The organism is Streptomyces sp. NPDC003379 (assembly GCF_053589195.1).
On sequence record NZ_JBSFRK010000036.1, the window covers coordinates 1 to 20,675 of the forward strand.

General features: G+C 65.4%; 16 protein-coding genes and 3 pseudogenes. 6 read left to right on the top strand and 13 right to left on the bottom strand.

Annotated features, from left to right (window positions below; genetic code table 11):
* Positions 1 to 348 (top strand): annotated as a pseudogene (locus tag ACWDVB_RS29180) (ATP/GTP-binding protein); the annotation flags it as partial.
* 89 nt (positions 349 to 437) lie between these two features.
* On the opposite strand, the gene ACWDVB_RS29185 reads toward ACWDVB_RS29180, so the two are convergent.
* Together ACWDVB_RS29185 and ACWDVB_RS29190 are read right to left on the bottom strand one after the other, a co-directional pair.
* The gene (locus tag ACWDVB_RS29185) at positions 438 to 677 is read right to left on the bottom strand and encodes a hypothetical protein (protein ID WP_451517617.1); all 240 of its coding nucleotides are present in this window, start codon (positions 675 to 677) and stop codon (positions 438 to 440) included.
* 18 nt (positions 678 to 695) lie between these two features.
* The gene (locus ACWDVB_RS29190) at positions 696 to 935 is read right to left on the bottom strand and encodes a hypothetical protein (RefSeq protein WP_451517616.1); all 240 of its coding nucleotides are present in this window, start codon (positions 933 to 935) and stop codon (positions 696 to 698) included.
* A 58-nt stretch (positions 936 to 993) separates the two neighbouring features.
* Between ACWDVB_RS29190 and ACWDVB_RS29195 the strand changes: the two genes are divergently transcribed.
* Both ACWDVB_RS29195 and ACWDVB_RS29200 read left to right on the top strand, forming a co-directional pair.
* Entirely contained in the window at positions 994 to 1,509 is a 516-nt protein-coding gene (locus ACWDVB_RS29195) for a hypothetical protein (RefSeq protein WP_451517615.1), read from the top strand.
* A 220-nt stretch (positions 1,510 to 1,729) separates the two neighbouring features.
* Positions 1,730 to 2,386, top strand: a complete 657-nt coding sequence (locus tag ACWDVB_RS29200) for an IS5 family transposase (RefSeq protein ID WP_451517614.1) — start codon at positions 1,730 to 1,732, stop codon at positions 2,384 to 2,386.
* A gap of 508 nt (positions 2,387 to 2,894) precedes the next feature.
* Here ACWDVB_RS29200 and ACWDVB_RS29205 read toward each other — a convergent pair.
* From ACWDVB_RS29205 to ACWDVB_RS29250, 10 genes and pseudogenes are all read right to left on the bottom strand, one after another.
* Positions 2,895 to 4,349 carry a phytoene desaturase family protein gene (locus ACWDVB_RS29205; RefSeq protein ID WP_451517613.1) on the bottom strand — a complete coding sequence of 485 codons (1,455 nt, stop codon included), beginning with the start codon at positions 4,347 to 4,349 and terminating at the stop codon, positions 2,895 to 2,897.
* A gap of 118 nt (positions 4,350 to 4,467) precedes the next feature.
* Positions 4,468 to 6,024, bottom strand: a complete 1,557-nt coding sequence (locus ACWDVB_RS29210) for a serine hydrolase domain-containing protein (protein WP_451517612.1) — start codon at positions 6,022 to 6,024, stop codon at positions 4,468 to 4,470.
* Positions 6,021 to 7,028 carry an HTTM domain-containing protein gene (locus ACWDVB_RS29215; RefSeq protein ID WP_451517611.1) on the bottom strand — a complete coding sequence of 336 codons (1,008 nt, stop codon included), beginning with the start codon at positions 7,026 to 7,028 and terminating at the stop codon, positions 6,021 to 6,023. The genes ACWDVB_RS29210 and ACWDVB_RS29215 overlap by 4 nt, the downstream gene beginning before the upstream one ends.
* Positions 7,029 to 7,030: 2 nt before the next feature.
* Positions 7,031 to 7,687 carry a DUF5819 family protein gene (locus ACWDVB_RS29220; protein ID WP_451517610.1) on the bottom strand — a complete coding sequence of 219 codons (657 nt, stop codon included), beginning with the start codon at positions 7,685 to 7,687 and terminating at the stop codon, positions 7,031 to 7,033.
* A gap of 141 nt (positions 7,688 to 7,828) precedes the next feature.
* A complete protein-coding gene (locus ACWDVB_RS29225; RefSeq protein ID WP_451517609.1) occupies positions 7,829 to 8,188 on the bottom strand; it encodes a hypothetical protein in 360 nt (119 codons plus the stop codon).
* Positions 8,189 to 10,183: 1,995 nt separating this feature from the next.
* Positions 10,184 to 10,582, bottom strand: a pseudogene (locus ACWDVB_RS29230) (kinase); the annotation flags it as partial.
* On the bottom strand, positions 10,579 to 11,361 hold the full coding sequence (locus ACWDVB_RS29235) for a DUF6042 family protein (RefSeq protein ID WP_451517608.1): 783 nt from the start codon (positions 11,359 to 11,361) through the stop codon (positions 10,579 to 10,581). The gene ACWDVB_RS29235 and the pseudogene ACWDVB_RS29230, both read right to left, overlap by 4 nt.
* A gap of 151 nt (positions 11,362 to 11,512) precedes the next feature.
* A pseudogene (locus ACWDVB_RS29240) lies at positions 11,513 to 12,303 on the bottom strand (IS5 family transposase).
* A 127-nt stretch (positions 12,304 to 12,430) separates the two neighbouring features.
* Positions 12,431 to 13,186: a class I SAM-dependent methyltransferase gene (locus ACWDVB_RS29245; RefSeq protein ID WP_451517607.1), complete on the bottom strand. Its 756-nt coding sequence runs from the start codon at positions 13,184 to 13,186 to the stop codon at positions 12,431 to 12,433.
* A 95-nt stretch (positions 13,187 to 13,281) separates the two neighbouring features.
* A complete protein-coding gene (locus tag ACWDVB_RS29250) occupies positions 13,282 to 14,577 on the bottom strand; it encodes a JmjC domain-containing protein (RefSeq protein WP_451517606.1) in 1,296 nt (431 codons plus the stop codon).
* Between the two features lie 669 nt (positions 14,578 to 15,246).
* Between ACWDVB_RS29250 and ACWDVB_RS29255 the strand changes: the two genes are divergently transcribed.
* The gene (locus ACWDVB_RS29255; RefSeq protein ID WP_451517605.1) at positions 15,247 to 16,605 is read left to right on the top strand and encodes a TfuA-like protein; all 1,359 of its coding nucleotides are present in this window, start codon (positions 15,247 to 15,249) and stop codon (positions 16,603 to 16,605) included.
* 14 nt (positions 16,606 to 16,619) lie between these two features.
* Positions 16,620 to 17,840, top strand: a complete 1,221-nt coding sequence (locus ACWDVB_RS29260; protein ID WP_451517604.1) for a YcaO-like family protein — start codon at positions 16,620 to 16,622, stop codon at positions 17,838 to 17,840.
* Between the two features lie 250 nt (positions 17,841 to 18,090).
* On the opposite strand, the gene ACWDVB_RS29265 is transcribed toward ACWDVB_RS29260, so the two are convergent.
* Positions 18,091 to 19,175 (bottom strand): IS630 family transposase gene (locus ACWDVB_RS29265; protein WP_451517603.1). Its coding sequence is split into 2 segments (ribosomal slippage): positions 18,091 to 18,728 and positions 18,728 to 19,175, totalling 1,086 coding nucleotides; the frame shifts between segments, so codons are not numbered across the junction.
* A gap of 260 nt (positions 19,176 to 19,435) precedes the next feature.
* Between ACWDVB_RS29265 and ACWDVB_RS29270 the strand changes: the two genes are divergently transcribed.
* Positions 19,436 to 20,665: an IS701 family transposase gene (locus ACWDVB_RS29270; protein ID WP_451517602.1), complete on the top strand. Its 1,230-nt coding sequence runs from the start codon at positions 19,436 to 19,438 to the stop codon at positions 20,663 to 20,665.
* The last annotated feature ends 10 nt before the right edge of the window (positions 20,666 to 20,675 follow it).

Sequence of the window (20,675 nt, forward strand, 5' to 3'; positions counted from 1 at the left end):
GTCATCCGGGACGCGGGGGCACTCAGCAGCCTCGAGCCCGTACGCCTCCTGCGCACCGAGATCAGCGACGCCGGCCTGACAGCCGCGGAAGCCGCACTGGAACTGGCCCTGTGCTTCCACCACGCCGTCCAGGACGACCACAACAAGATCAGCGCCGCGCTCTGCCGGCTGCGCACTCTCACCCGCGGCGGCGACTACGCCTACTACGCCGACATCGCCCACTTCATGGCCGCCCTGCCCCTGCCAGAACCCTCTGCCACCCGCTGGCTCACCAGCGAGCCCGACGTCCGCTCCGCATGGCGCGGCCTGGTCCAGGCCCGCCAGGAACACCTGCGCGCCAGCACCTGACCCCGGACACACCGGTGGCCCCGGCCAGAGGTCTGGTCGGGGCCACCGTCACGTACAAGCGAGGACCCGGCAGCGGGGCCTTGAGGCGGTCAGCCGGCGTCGGGGCGCTGTCCCACGAGCCGGGTCAGCAGCTCGACGATCTGCGCCTGGTTCTGGTCGATCTTGTTGCTGAGCGTCTCGACCTTCTGATCCAGGTTGCCGACCTGAAGGCGCACCGCGGTGAGGTCAGACTTGATGATCCCGAACTCACGGTCGTGCTTCTCTGCGACCTCTTCGAAACGCCGGGTCAGGGCAGCGAGCTCACTGTGGGCGATGGGGTCCTCGGGCACGTGGTCACTCCTGCCAGATCACAAAAACCGCAGATAACAGGACTCCACGATATCGCGCCCCCACGACCCATCCGACGGCCTACGCGGGACGGTATCCGTTCCGTCATTCGAGCTGACTCGCCTCGCCATCTTTTCGACGACGCCCTGTACGGCGCGCCTGAGCTGCTGCACGGCGAGGTGGGGCGCGATGATGCGCAGCAGCCGTTCCTCGGCGGAGGCGTACAGGTCGCGAGTGCGGTCCGCGAGAGGTTCGACCATGCTCGGGGGATAGCCGCATCACACCCCCGGTGCTGGCTTCGCGTGCCATGGTGAAGGGATGAAGCGGGACGACGCGGATGGCGTGCAAAGCGAGGCCGAAGCCACGATCACAGAAGGCGACGACGCGCACCGGCCGAAACCCCCCGCCGAAGGAACTGTACAAACCCAGGGCGACAGTGTCGTGGTCATCAGCGTGGCGTTGGCTGCGACACCGTTCCTGCAGGCCGTGGCGACGCACTTCGGGACCCGCCTCGCTGGGGCGATCGACGAGACCACCCGCGCAGCAGTCCAACGATTCCTGCGGCGAACAGCGACAGGGCCGGGCCCCCGCGAAGAACCGCGGGCCTCCATCCGCCTCACTACGGACAACGGGTGGAGCGTTGTGCTCGGAGTGGACACGCCTGCTGAGGCCATCGCGCAACTGCAACAGATCCACGATGGGCCGGTTCCCGAACTGGCAGAATCGCCCGCCCCGCGACTTGTGTGGCGTGAGGGGAGTTGGTGGCTGCACGCTGTCCGTGAGGGCGCTCTCGTCGAGCAAACCTGGGACACGGAACGAGCCATCTGGTCTTAGTGGGTGTTTGGTCTGACATTGCGAGGGAATGGGCTGTGTGTTCGTTACTACTCCCGTGAATGCCGAGTCGTGTAGTGCGCCGCTCGGCTGAAGAGGCCCCTGGGCCGCCCCAAATGCCGGTCTCATGCATCCCAGCCTGTCTCATCCTGCGATGTCCCCGGGGCTGCCGACCCACCCGGACGGTCTGGTCGCCGTCCGGCGGCCGCGGTACGCCTACACCATGACACCGCGACCGCCTTATCCCACCGACCTTTCGGACGAACGCTGGGCGCTGATCGGCCCAACGCTGGAGAACTGGCGGGCCGCGCGCCACCGCCGCGCGCTGGACATCGCTCCGCCCGCCCTGCATGACCTGCGCGAGATCTTCAACGCCCTGCTCTACCTGGACCGCACCGGCGCTCAGTGGCGCTATCTGCCCCACGACTTCCCGCCCTGGCAGACGGTCTATGGCTACTTCGCGCTCTGGCAGACCGACGGTGTCATCGACCGCCTGCACGGCCTGCTGCACCGCCTGGCCCGTGAGGCCGACGGCCGCGACGGCCAGCCCAGCGCCGGCGCGATCGACACCCAGAGCGTGAAGACCTCCGCCAACGTGCCCCTGAGCGGCCAGGGCACGGACGTCGGCAAGCGGATCGTCGGCCGCAAACGTGGTGCCATCACCGACACGACCGGCCTGCTGCTGACCCTCCTCGTGCTGGCCGCCGATGCCTCCGACAGTGCAATCGGCCTGCGCCTGCTCGACACCGCCCACGCCCGCTTTCCCCGGCTGCACACGCTCTGGGCCGACAGCGCCTTCCGCACCACCTGCATTGAACCGCCCCGGGATCGGTGGAGGCTCTATGCGTTGACTCCAGCCGCCGGTTGGGGCTGGTGCTGAGCGTAGTAGTTGGTCTCGTGTTCGTGTGGCGGGACGTTTCCGATCGCGGAGTGGAGGCGCTGGTTACGGAACCCCGGGGGCTAGCGGCATCGTGCCCCAGGGCCTGCACGCTCTCCCGTGCGACGCAGTTGGCCCGGAGTAGCGGCATCGCACTGGAGTGTGTGCAGGCCCTGGGCTTGGGCCGCCTACCCCTTGCGGCTATGGGGCGGCCGGGACCGGAGGGGTTCGGTGAGGTGGTCCAGCCGTGGCGGCCCACAGCAGCCACGCCACCAGCGACCTCGGTACGGGGGGAGTGGTCCGGGTCGCTGGCACTCCACCGCGGGCGACCAGTCCGTCCGGGTCCGCTCCAACTGGCGTCAACCCGCAGCCAGTTCCACAGCAACCACTGGCCGAGGCAGCGCTGGTGGCGGCGATGAGGTCGTCGGCGCCGCACGCCACGCCTCTGGTGCGGAAGCCCGCGTCCGCGGGCGGGGCCGTGCGTTCCACTCTCACCGAAGGCTCATCTGGATCAGACTGCCTTCCCGTCAGGTGCCAGGGAGGGCGCCGTCCGGACGCCGTGGTGGCGGCGGAGTGCGGAGCGGGCGGCGAGATTGCCGCACATGCCGTGCACGGACGGACCGGGCGGGGTGGACGCCGAGCAGAGGTACACGCCTGGCAGCGGTGTGGTGTACGGGTCCCAGCGCGCGGTGGGCCGGGCCAGTGACTGGCGCAAGGTCAGGGCGCCTGCGGCGATATCCCCGCCGACGTAGTTCGCGTTGTACTGGGCGTACTGGGCGGCGGAGACACCGCGGGCGGCGACGATTGTGTCGGTGAAGCCGGGTGCGTACTCCTCGATGCGCCGGCGGATCAGGTCGACCGGGTCGCGAGGGTCGCCGTGCGGGACATGGGCGTAGGCCCAGACTGGGCGCTTGGTGCCCGAGGCCCGGGAGGGGTCGGTGACGGCTGGATCGACGACGAGGACGAACGGGTCGGGGACGCGGTGCCCGGCCACCGTGGCATTCTCCTGGCGCAGAGTGTCGGCTCGGGTGCCGCTGAGGTGGACCGTGCCCGCCTGTCCCACGAGCGGATTGGCCCAGGGAACGGGGCCGTTCACGAGGAAGTCGGCCTTGGCCGCTCCCGGCCCGTACTGGTAGCGACCCAGCGCGCGCCGGTAGCGGGGCGACAGGCGTGGCCCGGCCAGATCGAGGAACTGCCGGGGTGCGATGTCCAGCATGACGAGAGGGACGTCGCCGAGTTCGGCCAGGTCCCGGACGCGGTGCCCGAGGTGAAAGACCCCGCCGTGAGCCTTGATGTCGGCGGCCATGGCGTCGGCGATGCGGGCGCTGCCGCCTTCCGGTAGTGGCCAGCCGGTGCTGTGGGCGGTGTGGGCAAGGAGCAGGGCGACTGCGGCGGATGGCAGCGAGGGCAGCCTGCCGACCGCGTGTGCCGCCACTCCCGTCAGCAGCGCACGGGCGGCGCTGGTGGTGAAGGGGGTGCGGGAGGTGGCGTGCGCCAGGACCCGCTGGGCCAGGAGCAGCCCGGTGACCAGGTCCGGGGGCGGGGTGCGCAGGTCGGACAGGAGTAGGTCGACCACGGAGCGGGAGCGGTCGACGAGAGGCTGCATGAGGCGCGTCCAGCGGGGACCGTCCGCGCCCAGGTGCTCGGCGGTGCGGCTGATGCTGCGCCATGCCGCCGCCGCGTCGCCGCCGGGTAGGGGATGGGCGTAGGGCATGTCGGGTTGCAGCAGCCGCACCCCGTGCGCTGGCAGGTCGAACTGGCGGAAGAACGGCGAGGCGGCGGCCATGGGATGGACGGCAGCGCAGATGTCGTGTTCGACGTCCTGGTCGAACAGGGCCGTGGTGCGCAGGCCGCCTCCGATGGTGTCGGCGGCCTCGAACAGTTCGACGCGCAAGCCCGCTCTGGCGAGGGTCACTGCTGCAGCGAGCCCGTTGGGTCCGGTGCCCACGATCGCGGCGTCGGTCACGGGCCGACGCTCCAAGAAGCGCGGCGCACGGCGAGCGCCGTTCCGGTGGGGTACATGTGCATCACTCCTTCATCAGCGGCGCACGTCACGTGCGCCTGCGCCACGACGGGAATCTCGGTCAGACCAGCGACGCGGCGGCGAGTATGAGGAGCGCGACGCGTACAGCTGTGAAGCGGACGAGCGGCCAGCGCCCGCCGGGCCTTCCGGCGGCCTTGTCGCTCCCTGCCCGGAGGGCTGCCTGGTTCCGGGCCGACCAGATTCCGCCGGCCAGGATGAACACGCCCAGACCCCATACTTCCGGCGGTACCACCAGCCATGAGCCCAGCCGCCACACCAGGGCCAGTAGTCCTGCTCCGAACAGCACATCGATCGCCATACGGATCCACGACGCGGGCCCAGGGCCCCGGTGCCGTGAGGTCCACAGAGCGAGAAGGCCGGCGCACAGGCTGAAGACCACCGTGAGCGCGGGTGCGAATCTCCTGGACTCCGGGGGCTCCTGGACGGCTGTTGCCGCGTCAAATCCCAGTAGTCGTCTGCCGACGGCGTCCACCGAGCGGTCGGTATTCGACAGGACGACCACCCCGCGCCCGTGTGCGGGGTCCATGCCCACGTATGAGGTGAAGCCACCGGTTGCTCCGTCGTGCCATACCAGGCTGCGCCCTTGTGTGCGGCTGACGTTCCAGCCCAGGCCGACTGCGCCGTTCGGTCCCCTGGGGTGCAGGGGGTCAGTGGCTCGTGCCCCGGGGGCGGTTTTGGCCAGGACCGCGCGCAGGAATATCGCAAGGTCGTTGCTCGTCGACCAGAGGTCACCGGCTGGCGTGAACCCCGAGGCCCGCCAGTGATCCATGGCGGGACCGGTGGCTTTTGTCCCGCTGGCGCTGTTGGGCGGGATGGCCTCGCCGCTGCGGACGATCTGGGAGTGGTCCATGCCCAACGGGTCGAGGAGTTCCTCTTTGAGGAGCTTGTCGTACGGCTTCCCGGTGAGGCGGGCAGCGGTCTGCCCGGCCAAGGCCATGCCGAAGTTGGAGTACACGTACGTCCCGGGTGGGCCGAGCGACGCGTCGGCGGCGGCGGTGAAGAGATCCTGCTCGGTGAATCCGCGGTAGGGATCGCGGCCGAGCAGGCGCAGTTCGGCTTCCCTGAGGCTCGTGTCCAGACCGGTGGGCATCAGGGCGAGACCGGACCGGTGGGTGAGGAGGTCCGTCAGCGTCGCCGACGCCAGGGCAGGGTCGGCGAACCGGTCTCGCGGCAAAAGGCGTTCCAGCGGTGTGCTGAGGTCTATTCGCTTCTGGTCGGCCAGCGAGGCGAGGAGCATGCCGGTCATCGGCTTACCGATGGATCCCACCTCAAAGACGGTGTCTTTTCCCACCGAAGGATGCTCGGGGTTCCCCGAATTACCGAGCCCTGCGAACGTGGTGCGCTCACCGTCGATGAAAGCGACGGAAAGCCCACGGAAACCCTCCTCGTTTCCCACTGCTTCCCGCACACGGGCACCAAGCTCCGCGTCTCCCGTTTCAGCAACCCCCAGGCGGGCTGGCTGAGGGAGGTAAAGGAAACAAGCGGTGGCGGCCACGGTCGTCACACCCAGCCCCACAAGGACGCTTCGTATTGTGCGGTTTGACTCCAAGTACCTCTTGGTCCGCCGCCATACCGAGCCGGAAACCTTTTCCCTCATTTCGATGTAGTGGCGGGTGTAGCAGCGTCCTTCGCCGCATATCGCCGGACTATTTTACGCATACGGAGATAGTGGTCATCTCCCATGATGAGAAGCTCAATTCCGATCATGGTCAGTGAGAAGGTGATGAGCCCTGCCATGTGAATGGCGATGCCCAGATGCATCAGGACGCCTCCGGCGACAGCGAAAGGCCTCAGTGTGCGATTGAGCAACAGGAACGCGAATGCCAGCTGGAAGAACACGGTGCCATAGGTCATGAGGACCACGAGTACTGAGTTCTCGTAGAGGATGTGGTTGACGCCGGGCCAGCCGAACTCATTGACACGCAAGATGTAGTAGAGGGCAGTTCCGTCCTGCCAGTGTTCTCCTTGCACCTTGTACATGCCCGATACCAGATACACGGTGCAGACCTGCAAGGTCACCGCCATCAGTCCGGCGTGATGGAGAAGCGAAACGATCCGGTAGCGCATGGAGTCAACAGCGGAGAGCGCCGGTTTTCCGTCCTTGCGGTTGCGTGCGTCCAGGGACAGCCGGGCTCCCGAGTCAATGAAGATCATGAAAACGAGGACGATCGCCGCGACGTTGTCCCCGCCGTCCATCAGCATCGGATTCCTCTGCTGCAGCGACCAGAGGAACACATAGTGCGCAACCGTCATGATGCGGGTCCGCCAACCCAGCATGAACAGCACAGCCACCACTGCCCCGGTATGGAAGACCAACTCGAACCAGACCTCGGACCTGCTGAGCGAGTAGAGCGAGAGCGAACTGCCCGAGACCGGGTCAATGAAGTTCTGCCACGGCCACACACCGTCCGGCCCCCACAGATATCCCCGGTCGAGGTAATCCCGAAGGTAGAAATAGACACCGACTGCCCCGAGAACGATCCGGGTGAGGGCTGCACCGATCAGTGAACGGCGTGTGCCGGTGAAGTCATCGAGGCGGGAGTAGAACGCCGAGCGCGCCCATTTTCCGGCAGAGATCGCATCCGTGCGCAACTGATTCATAGTTATCCCGAAACCTTAAGCGGCTTCATCCAGTCCAGGTCGTAGTAAGATATCTTCCCTTTGACCTCCCTGATGTGCCGCTCCGAAAAGCGAGGGTACTCATTGGAGACGACCCTTATCTGTATTCCCTGCACCGCGTCCCCCCAGTGGCGCCGCGCCTCCGAGGTCGCGAGAGCCTGCGCGAAACGGGTCGCGTTCTCGCGCCCGCTCTTCTCGCTCACGGTGAGTGGCGGATTTTCCGCTTTTGTGCCGCCCTTGGCAGAGCCCTTCGGTTGGTCAAGCTTGTTCTTGTTCCGGATCTTCTCCAGGAGAGGGTCGCGCCACGACTCAAGCTGGGCCTTGACGCCTGTGGGCAGGCGGTCGACCCGGGCCGGCCACATCCGCTGACTGTGCACCTTCGCGATGTGCGGGGTGGTGATGTCCGTCCAGCCGGTGACGTCCTGCCCGTCCTGGGTCCGCACCTTGGCGCGGACCAGGATCCCCGAGTCCGCGTCGACCGGGTCCGGAGCAAAGAGATGCCAGTCCTGACTGAACTGCGGCGACATGTATCCGGTGATCACTCGACTGAGATCCTTCTGAACCGGATTAAAGGGAGTGTTGTACAGGGCAGTCATGCTGAAATGAAAGAGCAATACAGCAGCGGTTGCCATGGCTGCCATCGCGACAGTGACACGCCGTGATCTGCGCCAGGACAGCAGAGACTGGGGGCTGTTATTGTTTCCCACTCCCACTCATCCTTACCGTTGTGAAGTGACGTCCATGCGGGGGCATTTCAGCCCCCGCATGGACGTGATGAACGATTAGTCGAAGGCGCGGTTCAGATCTACGGATTCCGTACCGTCGGACACGGCGGCGCCGCCTCGCACAAAGTAGCCCTTGGGAGCTTTACCGTACTGCTTCTTCACGTGCGCCTTAGCGGCATCATAAGCCGCACTTCCCGCAAAAGAAGCAGCAGCCTTCTTGGCTACTTCCTTCCACAGCCCCCGCTGGGCCACCGTCGCGGACTTCTTCTCGGGCCCCTGCGCCGCCTCCTTAAAAGCGACGGCAGTGGTCTCCTTCGCCGAGTCCACAGAGTTGTCCGCAGAGGCGCTCGTGGACACGGCGACAGTGGCAACGGCAGCAAGAACGCCGGCTGCAACCAGGGTCTTGGTTCGCTTCATATCGTTTCCCCCAAGGAAACACTAAAAAACACCCTCAACAGGTGCACTGGAAAATTCATCACCCACAGGCCGTGGGTGATGAATAGAAACATACAGGGCCGATATCGATATGCAAATCGGCATCAGCAGGTCTGCCGATTCCGAAACCCTGCATTTGGGCATACCGGAACACCCCTACCCGGAAAGGGCAGCAGGGAGTTCGGTCAAGCGACTGGAGTCCGTCAACAGCAACCACTACAGAAACCCGGCACGCCACAGGGAAGGCAAAGCCGACTGGCCAGCCCCGTGGCGGCATTCAGTGAAATGTAAGCACCCACCCCTGAGGCGGGGCGTCACATGACGGTGGAATTCCGATGCGAGGACGGAAGCGCCTTTGGGGACGACGGACCGGCGCCTTGCGCTAAAAGGCAGGCGGCTGGACGGCAACGACAGCGATCGACCCGCACGACAAGGCAGGCGCACGTGCGCCAGTGCGTCGGCTAGCCGGATTCCGGCGTGCTGCAGGGTGCTGATGCCGGGGTGGCAGTCGGCCCTTCAGGTGGCGGGAGCAAGAGAGACAAGAACGGCCGCTGTGACACGGCGCGGGCGTGCAGAGGGTTCAACTGATGGTTCCCCGTCATAACGGCAACGAGCGGCCGGATTTATACGGCTTTGCTTTAGGCATGCGCATGGTCAGTGCGCACAGATCCCCGTTGCGGCTTACTGGGCGTCGATGGTCTAGCGACGCGATGGGCACGTTACCCCAGTGATGCAGTGCAAGATCAAGAGCTAGCCGGTGTGGGCTGAGTCACCGGACGCAACCGAGCCGAAGCACTTGAGCGCGATTTGAGGTTGCCGGTCAAACTTCCCACGACAGGCGCGATTTAACTGTACAGCGCAATGACATTGCGACTCCGCGCCTCACTCCGCCATCGCCCGTAAGGTTGACGGTGAATCAGCACCTTCCGTTACCCTGATGACGCCCCAACGATGGAAACCTTCCGGGCCCCCTTGAGCGAACGGCGTGCCCCCTGGCGGACCCTCTGGTGTTCTGGGGCTGTAAGAATGCGGCCGGTTCGGGATCATCGAGTGGCCGGAGGAAACATGTCAGAGGTCCGCACCAATGCTTCACGGTCGCAGGTAACGGCGCAGCGACTCGGGGGACTTCTGGGGGTGATATGGTTCTCTTTTCTCGCCTTTTCGGAGTCTGATCGACCGTCGTGGCTCCGGGCCTGTTATGCGGCGACCGCTCTGGTCTTCGCTGCCGGCACGGCAGCCGAGTTGGTGCTGACCGGCCGACGCCGGCGCAGGGCGAACCAGGACAGCTGACCTTCCCCCAGACCGGTGGGTCGTTGGCAACGGAGTGGGTCGGCGGCAGGCCGGACTGCAGAGATGATCGTCGTGACCGCTCGCCGTCCGTGTCTGCCCGACTCCACGGTCGCTGTTTCGCGCTGCGGCTTGGCCTCGTAGAACGCCCTGCCAGGCGAGTTCCCTGGAGGGGCACGCGGGGACCTCACCCCTGCATGAGTTCCAGGCCCCGTTACACAGCTCGTTGACAGATCTCGTTGTGCCGCTGAACGCGCCACCAGTAACGGCTTTGACGACCAGAACCCGGTCTGCCAGGTCGATCTTGCGCAGATGGAGGGCGTCCAGAGCCGTCTTCTGCTTGTCGGTGATCAACTCGTCTGCTCCGCTTGGCGCGAGTCCAAGGATCCCGGCGAAGGCCACATCGCGATTCACCGCACGCATCTCGTCCACGAACCGGGTGGAGCCGCAGATGCAGACGATTTCAGGTCGGCCGGGCACAGCTCAGCCCTTCGCTCGAACGGGACACCGCCGGCGCGCACGTTGGTACTGCGTCGGCAGGAGGTTAGTGGGTGGCACTGCATCAGTGGAGGGCCGGTCAGCCGTCGGCTCGTTCCTTCTCGATCGCATTCATCCTGCGGACCATGTCGATCTGCGCGCGGATCATCGTGTCGAACAGGGCCTGCGGATCGCCGTCGGGTCCGGCGTTCGGTACTCGGCATCTGGTTTCGTCGCGTGCCGGAGCACTGTCTCCTCGAAGGGCACGTGGAGGTAGTAGCACCGCGTGACGCCCTCGTGGGCGCGCACCAGGTCTTGGAGCATCGTGCCGTAGCGGTCGGCGTACAGGATGCCCTCCAGGACGACGTGGAAGCCGTTGTCGAGGGCGTAGCGGGTGGTGAGGTCGATCAGGCCGATATTGGCACCGCCGGGCCGGTCGCGTTCGCGCAGCACGATCCGGCGGAGGTTGTCCTGGGCGACGATGGCGAGGTTGCGGCCGAACTTCTCGCGCAGGCCGGCTGCGATGGACGATTTGCCCGAGGCGCTGTTGCCTCGGAGCACGATGAGGCGCGTGTCGCTGGTCCCTGCGGTGCCGTGCGCGGCTTCGGTCACCCGCGGCTCACCTGGATGCGGTTGTTGTGGAAGTGCTCCCAGTCCATGACCAGGCGGAAGCGGCGGTGGGCTTCCAGGCGCTCCGCGTCGGCCGGCTCCTCGCCGCGCTGGACACGGGCGTCGCCGGATTTCACGAGTTCCGTGAGAGCGGGCCGGACGTCGTCGACGTCCTGGCCCGTGGCTGCCGCCAGCCGGTCCAGGGAGGTGAGGGTCTCTGCCGGTTCACCCAGATCGTTGACCAGGTGGTCGATGAGGGTGTCCAGGAGCGGGCCGGTGCGCATCGTCCAGCGGATCCCGTCGAGGCGCTGGGTGAGTTCGGGGTCCAGGGGCAGCAGGTCGCCGGGCAGTGGCAGCACGGCGGGCATGGACCATCGGGTGCCGTCCGGTGTCTCTTCGCAGCGGGCCAGGCCCCACGTCAGGTAGAGCTCGGACAGGTCCCGCACGGTGGTGGGCACCGGGAAGCCGGCTGTCGTCAGCAGGGTGCTGAACTGCTCCCAGCGGGCCGCCTCGCATGCCTCGCGGCCCTCCGGCGCGTCCTCGTAGTCCCATTCCTCATCGGGCCAGGAGAAGGTGAGGGGACTGTCGAGGTCGCCGCCGATCATGTTCCAGCGGCCGTCGAAGATCTCTTGCAGGAGGTCGTCCAGGGAGCCGGTGAAACCGGGCTGGCACGCCGTCCCGATCAGCATGGTCAGCGGGAAGCCCTGGCGGGGCAGGACGTACTCCCAGCCCGACACCCACCAGTCGTTGTGCATCGCCAGGTCCCGGCGCGGCCCGGGCACAGACGCCTTCTCACTCGGCCGCCTGCATCCGGATGTGCTCACGAAACACCCGTCGCTCCGAGGTCAGCCCACCCCCTTGCGGATACCTCATATGACCGGCCTACTGCGAAAACCAAGACCTGTCAGCCCCCGCGACATCACGCCAACAAGGTCAGTAACAAAGGCGTTGAACGTGGCGGTGGGTGATCAGGCAGACGGCGAGTCTGAGGAATGCTTCGTGGATGTCGTCGCGTCGTTCCCAGCGGATGCGTAGGCGGCGGAAGCCGTGGAGCCAGGCGATGGTGCGCTCGACGACGTAGCGGAAGATGCCCAGGCCGGAGCCGTGTGGCTGGCCTCGCTGGGCGATCACTGGACGGATTCCGCGCTGCCAGAGCAGGCGGCGGTACTTGTCGTGGTCGTAGCCGCGGTCGGCCAGTAGTGCATCAGGCCGGTGTCGAGGCCGGCCGACCAGCCCGGCAACGGCAGGAATCTTGTCGAGCAGCGGCAACAGTTGGGTGACGTCGTTGCGGTTTCCGCCGGTCAGTGACACCGCGAGCGGGATGCCCTGGTCGTCGACGATGAGGTGGTGCTTGCTGCCCGGCCGTGCGCGGTCGACCGGGCTGGGCCCGCTTTTGGGCCCCTGCAGGCGGCCCGCACCTGTGAGGAGTCGATCACCGCCCGCTCCCAGTCCAGTTGGTTCTTCGACCGCAGCTTCTCCAGCAACAGCACATGCAGCTGTTCCCAGACGCCGGCCTCGTTCCAGGCCGCCAGGCGACGCCAGCACGTCATTCCCGAGCCAAAGCCCAGCTCCTGGGGCAAGTACTCCCACTGGATACCGGTGTGCAGCACGAAGAGGATGCCGCACAGGGCCCGCCGGTCCGGCACCCGCGGTCTGCCCTCAACCAGCTTCGGCGCCGGCAGGGGCAGCAACGGCTCGATCAGCGACCACAGTTCATCCGACACGATCCACGGCCGCTACTGACGCTTTCCCATACCCAGACCTACGAGCAGAACGGCCCAACGTTTCATGATCAGCAGCTTTTGTTAGAGCCAGTAAGGGAGCTGCGGGCGGCGCGCACGTACTCCCAGACTATTTGAGGGACATGACCACGCCGTAAGCACCGTGCGGTCCTTCGCGGAAATCCTGCACCTCCCAGGGTGACGGATCCACGAGCAGTTGCAGCTCTTCCTGTGAGCAGTACAGGTAGTCGAAGTAGGGGTCAGCGAGAGTGCCGTATCGGATGCGGATGCGCAGTTGTCCACCCATGCGTCCCGCCCGCCGGTTCGTCTCGTGATAGGCCTTGCCGGCCCGGTCTGCGGAGACATACGGGTCGCGGCCGGTGGCCAGTATCTGTGCTCCCGGTGCAGCCACGCGGGCCCACTCGTCCAGCGTGACGCGTGCCTGTTCCTGTCCTCCCAGAAGCCCGAGGTTCGCTCCCAAAGCGAGAATGGTGTCGAAGGCGCCGTCCTCGCAGGGGAGTTTTTGTGCGCTGCCCAGGACCGCGTTGACCGAGCGCTGGCGGGCGACTGCCACGGCTCCAGGGGAAGAGTCGACGCCGGTGACCTCGAATCCGTTGTCGGCGAGGTAGACCGCATGGCGTCCCGCACCACAGCCCACGTCCAGGACTCTTCCTCGCGCCTGCTCGATGACGTGTTGTTCGCGGTCGGGCCATTCCGGATGGGGTGAGAAGTAGTCTGCCGCGTCACACACGCCGACGAAGCCGTCTGCCCGCTCGATGACCTCGAAGACCTTGCCTCGAGTTCCTCCTGCCTTCCAGCAGTTTCGGAGCATGCGGCCCATGGCATCCGCGGGGGATGGCTCGTTCGGGCCGGGAGCGGTTTCCATCGCTTGCCTTTCGTGGCGCGTGTGATGCTGCGGAGAATCTGCCGCCGTCTAGCCGCCTGCCATTAGCGTCGCGAGGAGTGAGACGGCGGCGGGTCTCAGTCGGTCAGAGTCAGCACGCCTTCACGGACCAGCCGGCGGCATACGAGCAGACGAGACGTTTCATCCAAGTCCCCTGTGAGGCCGACGGCTGTGAAAGCGGCGTCCGTCTGGCTGATGGCACGCAGATAGGTTTCTGCCTGTGCCGGCAGTTTGAGGCCTCGGCGTCCGAAGAGGACTTGGACGCTGTCTTCCTCTGCGCTACGGGTGATCTTGAGTGGCCAGGTCAGGCGCAGCGGGGTGTTGCCGGTCACTGAATCGGCAGCAGCGATCTGGGCGATGCGTCCGGAAGCCAGGGTGCGGGGCTTCGGCTCGGTCTTTTCCAGATGGCCCGCGAGGAGAGCAGAAATGTCGGAGTCCGTCAGTGAGGCGGCGAATTCCTTGATGCTGGTCTGGAGGTGCTGTGCGAGTTCCGCTTCGTTGCCTCGGGGGTAGGGGATGGGGCCGCCCATACCGACGTTGTCGCAGTGTTCTTCGAAGGCGCGGAGGAGGATGTCCTTCGCCAGGGAGGCGTAGCGTGGGACACGGAACTGAACGGTTTGGTGGATGGACAGCCCGTCGTCCGTGGTCTTGGCCATGTGAGGTGTGCCTTCGGGGACGTACAGCATGTCCCCGGGGTGCATGATGATTTTGCGGACCTTGGCGGTGGGGTCGTTTTCCTTTTCCCACAGAGTGGGGTGGATCTCCCAGTACTTGGTGCCATAGGTCTGCATCACGATGATGTCGTGCGGGTCAGCATGTACGTTGAATGCCTGTGAGCTGGGCGGAGTGACGAAGAGGATGACACCGCACCGGAGGTGGGTTTCCTTTTCGAACTGCTGGCACATCGCGCGCAGGGCCGGCACATAACTATCGACCTGGTTGAGCGTCAGTGAGTCGCCACCGGCGAGGAGCTCGGCGACCTTGACAGGGTCCGGTGTGCCCTCTGAGGCCAGGGACAGCACGCGGCGCACGTCATCGTTGCTGCCCATGCTTCGCTTCTTGGTCTGTTCCCCTACTCGCATGTAGGTCGAGGGCGGGAGGTTTTGTCCCATCCGACATACCCACAGGTTCGAGACCCGCAGAATACGCGCGTCGATCAGGTGGTCGAGATCGTGCGGGGTGAGGAGGACGGAGGTGTCCACTGCGGCCTGGCGGTGCAGGGACCGCTTCCCCCACACGTCGCCCAGCTCTTTGACGAGATTGGCTGCAACGTCAGCACCGTCCGGGAGACGGACAGCTCCGGGGGCGGCTGACTGGCCCGGGACATTGAGGGTCTGCAGGTCGGACTCTCCCAGAGGTTGCTGCACGTTCATCCCTTTCTCAGAAGAATGAGCGCTGCACGTTCAGCGCGCGCGGCACCACGGCAGCGAAAAAGAATATAGACATGCGCAGGCATGCCCAGCACTTTCTGGAGAAACAGAAAGGCTGGGCATGCCTGCGAAGAGGATTACTCCTCTTCGTACACGGAAGCAGCCTCGTGGGCAATGCTCGTCGGAATCGACTCATCGAAGAGATCGATCGCCGGAGTGACCTCGTTCTCGTGGATCATGATTTTCCCTCCCCTCGTTGCGCGATGCGTGGTACCGGAATCAAGGAATCCGGATAACGCAGACGGCGTAACCGTACATTACGCTCGGCCGCAAATGGCCAAGCGAACATGATCAAGCTATATCCGGCGGACAGCTGCGTCAACCATTTATTTTCGTTTAGGCTTGAATGAATACCTTGCGAGGAGTGTTGCGCCACGTCGCCGCAGCGTGATAAATCGCGCGATGCCGAAGGCCCTTGACATTGTCAACACGCCAGTGATTGCATGCTCGTCGCGTAAATGAACAGTTCACACCCCTAGATCACTCATGTCCACTTTGCCCATTTGTTAAGTCGGCATAGGGGAGTACTCCGCACCAAGTGGGATAGCAACTTTCAGGCCATCCCGCCGCGCGTGAGACGCGCCGACGGGGCAGTCACAGTTGAGGCGGACGATGGCCACACACATTTTCACCGGGCCCACCATAGGCCAGGAATCCGTCCATTCACTATTCAAAGATTCGCTTGTCCACGGCCCCATACAGCACGGCGATTTGCTGCGTCTGAATTTGACGGATGGCGACATCGTCCTGATCATTGATGGCCTCTACCACAATCACCCACCCATTCGTCACAAAGAAATCCTTCGCGAACTCTCTCGGAATGTGACTGTGGTTGGTGCGGCCAGCATGGGGGCGCTTCGTGCGGCTGAACTGCATCCCTATGGCATGCAGGGGTGTGGATCGATCTTTGAGAGCTACCGCAGCGGTTCCATCGACGCGGATGACGAGGTGGCAGTCGTCCACACTCAGGCCCCCGAATGGCGCATCCTCAGTGAAGCCCTGGTCAACATCCGCCATACGCTGCGGCTCGCACAGGACCGGGGAGTGATCACATCCGACCAGTCTGCTCAGATCCTGGTGCTAGGGAGCCGGCTGCCATACGCACGCCGCTCCTGGAAGGCAATCGCCCGTCAGGCCCATGAGTACGGCAGGGAGCTGGAAGCTGCCGTCGAGCAAGTAAGAGGGATTGTCGCGGCTGAACCGCAGCTCACCAACCTCAAATACCTCGATGCCGTGGAGGCAGTTGCCCACGTGAGGGCGCTCTCCGAACAGGACGCCAGTGCACTGACTCCCAGTTGGCCTGAGGGGTGGAGGAGCGTTCACCTGGAGCAGTGGGTGCAGCACTACTCCGGGGCAGCAGTCGAGGAGCAGTTCGTCAGCTGTGCCGCGGAACTGGACTTCCAGCGCCTCTTCGATGAGGACATGCCCAGGCGCTGGCGCGCCTGGGTCCTGGGAACGGTCTCCGGACACGACGACGGCTCTTCGAACGACGTCGAGAACCGGGCTCTGCTACAAGCCCAGGGCTGGGGCCTGGACGAAACGACACTGAAAAGCGGCGACTTCATGGCGTGGCTGAGCGCAGAGGAAAGAGGCCGCCTAACGGCACGCGAGGCGTTGTTGAGAGTCCTCGTCCGTTCCTCCCAGGTCGCCGTTGACCTTACCGAACCCACCACCGCAAACCGCCTCCTGAAGAGCCGCGAGGAAAGACGTAGGGAGATCGCACAGTGTCTGGCCCTCAATGAGAACGTGGCCCGCTCAAGCTTCACCAAGCATATCGACCACCTCAAGCAACGAGTACTGCGTGACTACCTCGTACTGATCTGGCATCTACCTGGCCATGACACTGAGGAGGCTCTCGATTCCGCTGCTCGCGACCGAGGGTTCTTCGACACACATGAGGCAATTGAGGCCCTGCGCCACTTCTTTCTCAGGCGCTACCACACGGTTTCTCTTCCGCAGCACAGCGACTAGAAGGACTTTTGGTCATGGCTCACACATCGTCCGGCAACAAGGTCTACTTCGCAGGGACCCATCGGGTCCGTTCTCCTGAGCAAACCTGGGAGACGGTGCGCCCGCTGCTCTCCGACTACGGCATTACGCGCGTCGCTGATGTCACTGGTCTGGACATCATCGGTATCCCGGTAGCCGTGGCTTACCGGCCTCTGGCGCGCACATTGTCGGCCTCGCAGGGGAAGGGCCACTCTCTCCTGCTGGCCAAGATTTCCGCAGTCATGGAATCCATCGAAATATGGCACGCCGAGTACGCCTGTCCCGCTCCCACCCAGCGCAACATTTGCGCCACCGCCCTGGATCTTCCCTACGCCCTGGAGCAGTTGGACCACCGGGCAGGGAGTCTTCTGACCGCAGCCAGTCCTCTTTCTTGGGTGGCGGGAACCGGCATCCTCTCGGGCCAGGCCGTACCGGTGCCTCTCGATACCGTCCGGCTGCACAGCCGGACTCATGGCCCGTGGGAGCCGCGCGGCCTGCGGATGGGAAGCAACGGCCTGGCGTCGGGCAACTCCCGAGAGGAGGCGGGGTTGCACGCCCTCTACGAGGTTCTCGAACGCGATGTGCTCAGTACGCTGACCTCCAGGCCCCAGGATCAGCGCATCTCACTTCGCCTGGACAGCATCGACGACCCGGTCTGCGGCCCCCTGGTGGAGCAGATCGTGCGCAACCACGTCTTCCTGGACGTCTCCTGGATCGAAAACCGCTGGGGGATTCCGTGCTTTGCGGCCTATGTCTGGAGTGAGGACTTTCCGGTCATGACCGCCGGCTCCGGGGCTCACTCCTCCGCCAACGTCGCTCTGGCTCGCGCCATCACCGAGGCCGTACAAAGCCGCCTGACCTCCATCAACGGGACCCGAGACGATCTGTCCACCCGCTACTCCCACGTCCTGCGGGGCGCCGCCACCCGGCCTCTCCCAGCACCGCAGGGCTGCCGCTATGCGGACCTGCCGCATTCCGCCCCTCACGATTTCGGCAACATCGCCGAGGAGATCCGGTGGGCCAGCGGTCACGTGGCGCACCGCACCGGTGTGGAACCGATTCTTGTCGATCTGAGCACCACCAGCGAGTTCTCCGTGGTCAAGGTGATCTGCCCCGGCCTGCACAACAGCACCCGACACGCCATCCCCCGCCCCACCTACGAGGAAGCCAGCACTCCCGGTACCTCTCCTTCTTCGCAACTCAGCACGCCCGCCTGAGTCGTGACGGACTCTCTAGGGAAGACCGAGTGGACCACAGCCCGCGGGCCGTTCGCCGCTGCCCGTCAGATGGCGGGCCCCGGCCCAGTCAAAGAACTGGAGGGGGGATCGTGGTTGGCCGGCTGCTGCTCCCGCACCGAGCCGAAACGGATCGAACACGCCGTCGCGCGGCGAGCAACGGGGCAGGGCCGCATGCACTTTGGCGAGCAGCTCCTGGCGCAACGGGATCGAAGCCCAGTTCAGCCATGCGTTACTGACCTTTCCGTTCAGTTGTCGTGTTGAGTGAGAGGCCGGTTTCGGCGAGGCAGCCCTCGATGAGGTCGGTGCGTCGTTGGATCCGGCGCAGGCCACTGCGGACGGCTTGGACAAGGTGGTCGCGGTCGCGGAAGACGACGTTGGCGGTAGTGCTGCGCCGGAGCAACGACCAGATGCCCTCGACCGGATTGAGGTCGGGTGCATAGCTGGGCAGCTGGACGATGGTGAGCCAGTCATGGCCTGCCGCGTACTCACGTAAACGACTGCAGCGATGAACATTCAAATTGTCCCAGAGCACAACAACGGGACCGCCGAGCTGAAGGTGGGCCCGAACGAGAAGATCACGATAGTCCTGCCAGGTGAAGCCGCGATGGGCACCCTGGTGATGGCCCTGGACGCGAGGACGGAAAATCAAGCGGCTGCGTTCGCCGGCCTTGAAGCACACCACTGCAGCCATCGAGATGCGGCCACGGGAAGCGCCGTTGAACCCAACCACGGGCGTGCTCCCTCTGGGTGCCCAGGTGCGTGCGCGGTGCGACGTCATCGAGACGGCGGCTTCGTCCTCGAAGACCAGCCATGCCCCGAGCGCCGCCGCGGTGGCTTTGCCCGGGGCCAGGTCTCCTTCCTCCAGCTGGCCACCGCCGCCTCGTCCCGCTCGACCGCCCGCCGGGCAGGCCGCTGACACGACCATCCGTGCCGCCGCAGCAGCTCCCACACTCCGCGGATCGACAACGACACCTCCAGGTGGTCGGCAATCAGCAGTCGCACCCGCGAGAGCGTCCACCGCTCATCTGCCCAGCCCTGAGCTACCGCGCCTGCCAGCAACAGCGGCTCCAGCACGGCGAAGCCACTGTCGCCGATCTTCGGCCGCTTAGCCGGTCCCGAAGGGCGCCGGGCCTGCCGACCTCCCTCGCGCCAGGCCCGGCGCCACCGTTCCACCGACCGGATACTGACCCGCAGTTCCTTCGCGATCACCGTGTTCTTCTCACCCCGCGCGAAGCCATCGACAGCCAGCATGCGCACCCGCTCCCTCGCGGCCTGACCCTGCGGAGTGAGACCACCGCCCTGCGCATATCTCATGGCCCCGGCGTATCGCAGGGACCGAGCAATGTCAGCCCCGACAACTGAACGGAAAGGTCAGTAGGACGAGATCAGAAATCCCGGCAATACCTCCGATAAGGGCCGGTGGGTGGGGATCAGCCTCTATGTCTTCTGGCAGAACCACCACGTCAACGCCCCTGCTGCGCGCCGTCGTCAACGGGGCCAACATTGCCTGGACCGCGCCTAGTAGTGCTTCGTTAGGTCTTCTCGTTGGCGCTGATCAGGAGCATGTTGCATGTGTGGACGCGCATGAAGTAGACCGTTTGCGGGCGTCGTTGGGGTTGTTCGTGGGTGATGTGTTCGCCTCGGTGCCGCGCAAGGATCAGCGGGCCAAGGGCGAGTGTTATCTGCGGGGGCTGATGCTGGACGGTCGGCGCAAGTCGATCCAGCCGATGGCCGAACGGCTGCCGGACGGCGATATGCAGGCCCTGCAGCAGTTCGTCAGCCAGTCTCCGTGGGACTGGATGCCGGTGCGCCGGCGGATCGCCGAGAGACTGTGCCGGGTGATCCAGCCGGAAGTGTGGGTGGTCGATGATGTCTCGTTTCCCAAGTGCGGGCGGGCGTCGGTGGGGGTGGCCCGACAGTACTGCGGTGGGCTGGGCAAGCGGGCCAACTGCCAGGTTGCGGTGAGCGTGCACGCGGCCACCGATGCCGCGTCCTGCCCGCTGGAGTGGGACTTGTTCCTCCCCGAGGAATGGGCAGACGATCACCAGCGCAGGCGACGGGCCGGGGTGCCCGGCGATGTCGGGCACTTGACCAAGGCCCGCCTGGCGCTGGGCCTGCTGGACCGGCTGGCCGAGTGGCTGGGGCCGGTGCCGGTCATCGTCGCTGATGCCGGCTATGGCCGCAGCGTCTCCTTCCGGCTCGCGCTGGAAGAACGCGGCTGGTCCTACGTCATGGCCCTGGACCCCAAAGAGATCGCACGGCCTGTCGATGCCGAGCCGTCGCAACCCGACTACGGCGGGCTTGGACCGCCCACGCTGCTTCGCTATCGCCAGGCGCCCCGGCCCCTGCACACCTTTGCCGACAACAGCACGCCGTTCCAGGACGTCGCTTGGCGGCAGGGCAGCAAGGGCGCGATGACCTCACGTTTCGCTGTGCTCCAGGTGCGACCGTCGGGAAAGGAGGCCCGCCGCATGGCCCAGGAACAGGCCGGTGGACGTAATCGTTGGGACGGCGTGCTGCCGCTGCGGACCTTGCTGGTCGAACAGCCTGAACATGCCACTGGGCCGACCGGCTACTGGATGACGAACCTGCCACCTACCACCCTCATCGCCGATCTGGTGCGGTGGGCGAAGATGCGATGGCGCATCGAGCACGATTACCGCGAGCTCAAGCACGGTCTGGGCCTGGACCATTTCGAGGGCCGCACCTGGCGTGGCTGGCACCACCACGTCACCCTCGTCACCGCCGCCCAGGCATTCCTCACTCTGCGGCGCTACGACCCAAAAGTCCCCATGCCGGCCTGAGCCTCTACCA

What these genes read in the sequence shown, in the direction of transcription:
- ACWDVB_RS29190 (WP_451517616.1), bottom strand. Translation starts at nt 935, where the DNA reads ATGGTCGAACCTCTCGCGGACCGCACTCGCGACCTGTACGCCTCCGCC.
- ACWDVB_RS29195 (WP_451517615.1), top strand. Translation starts at nt 994, where the DNA reads ATGAAGCGGGACGACGCGGATGGCGTGCAAAGCGAGGCCGAAGCCACG.
- ACWDVB_RS29200 (WP_451517614.1), top strand. Translation starts at nt 1,730, where the DNA reads ATGACACCGCGACCGCCTTATCCCACCGACCTTTCGGACGAACGCTGG.
- ACWDVB_RS29210 (WP_451517612.1), bottom strand. Translation starts at nt 6,024, where the DNA reads ATGAGGGAAAAGGTTTCCGGCTCGGTATGGCGGCGGACCAAGAGGTAC.
- ACWDVB_RS29215 (WP_451517611.1), bottom strand. Translation starts at nt 7,028, where the DNA reads ATGAATCAGTTGCGCACGGATGCGATCTCTGCCGGAAAATGGGCGCGC.
- ACWDVB_RS29220 (WP_451517610.1), bottom strand. Translation starts at nt 7,687, where the DNA reads ATGGCAGCCATGGCAACCGCTGCTGTATTGCTCTTTCATTTCAGCATG.
- ACWDVB_RS29225 (WP_451517609.1), bottom strand. Translation starts at nt 8,188, where the DNA reads ATGAAGCGAACCAAGACCCTGGTTGCAGCCGGCGTTCTTGCTGCCGTT.
- ACWDVB_RS29245 (WP_451517607.1), bottom strand. Translation starts at nt 13,186, where the DNA reads ATGGAAACCGCTCCCGGCCCGAACGAGCCATCCCCCGCGGATGCCATG.
- ACWDVB_RS29250 (WP_451517606.1), bottom strand. Translation starts at nt 14,577, where the DNA reads ATGAACGTGCAGCAACCTCTGGGAGAGTCCGACCTGCAGACCCTCAAT.
- ACWDVB_RS29255 (WP_451517605.1), top strand. Translation starts at nt 15,247, where the DNA reads ATGGCCACACACATTTTCACCGGGCCCACCATAGGCCAGGAATCCGTC.
- ACWDVB_RS29260 (WP_451517604.1), top strand. Translation starts at nt 16,620, where the DNA reads ATGGCTCACACATCGTCCGGCAACAAGGTCTACTTCGCAGGGACCCAT.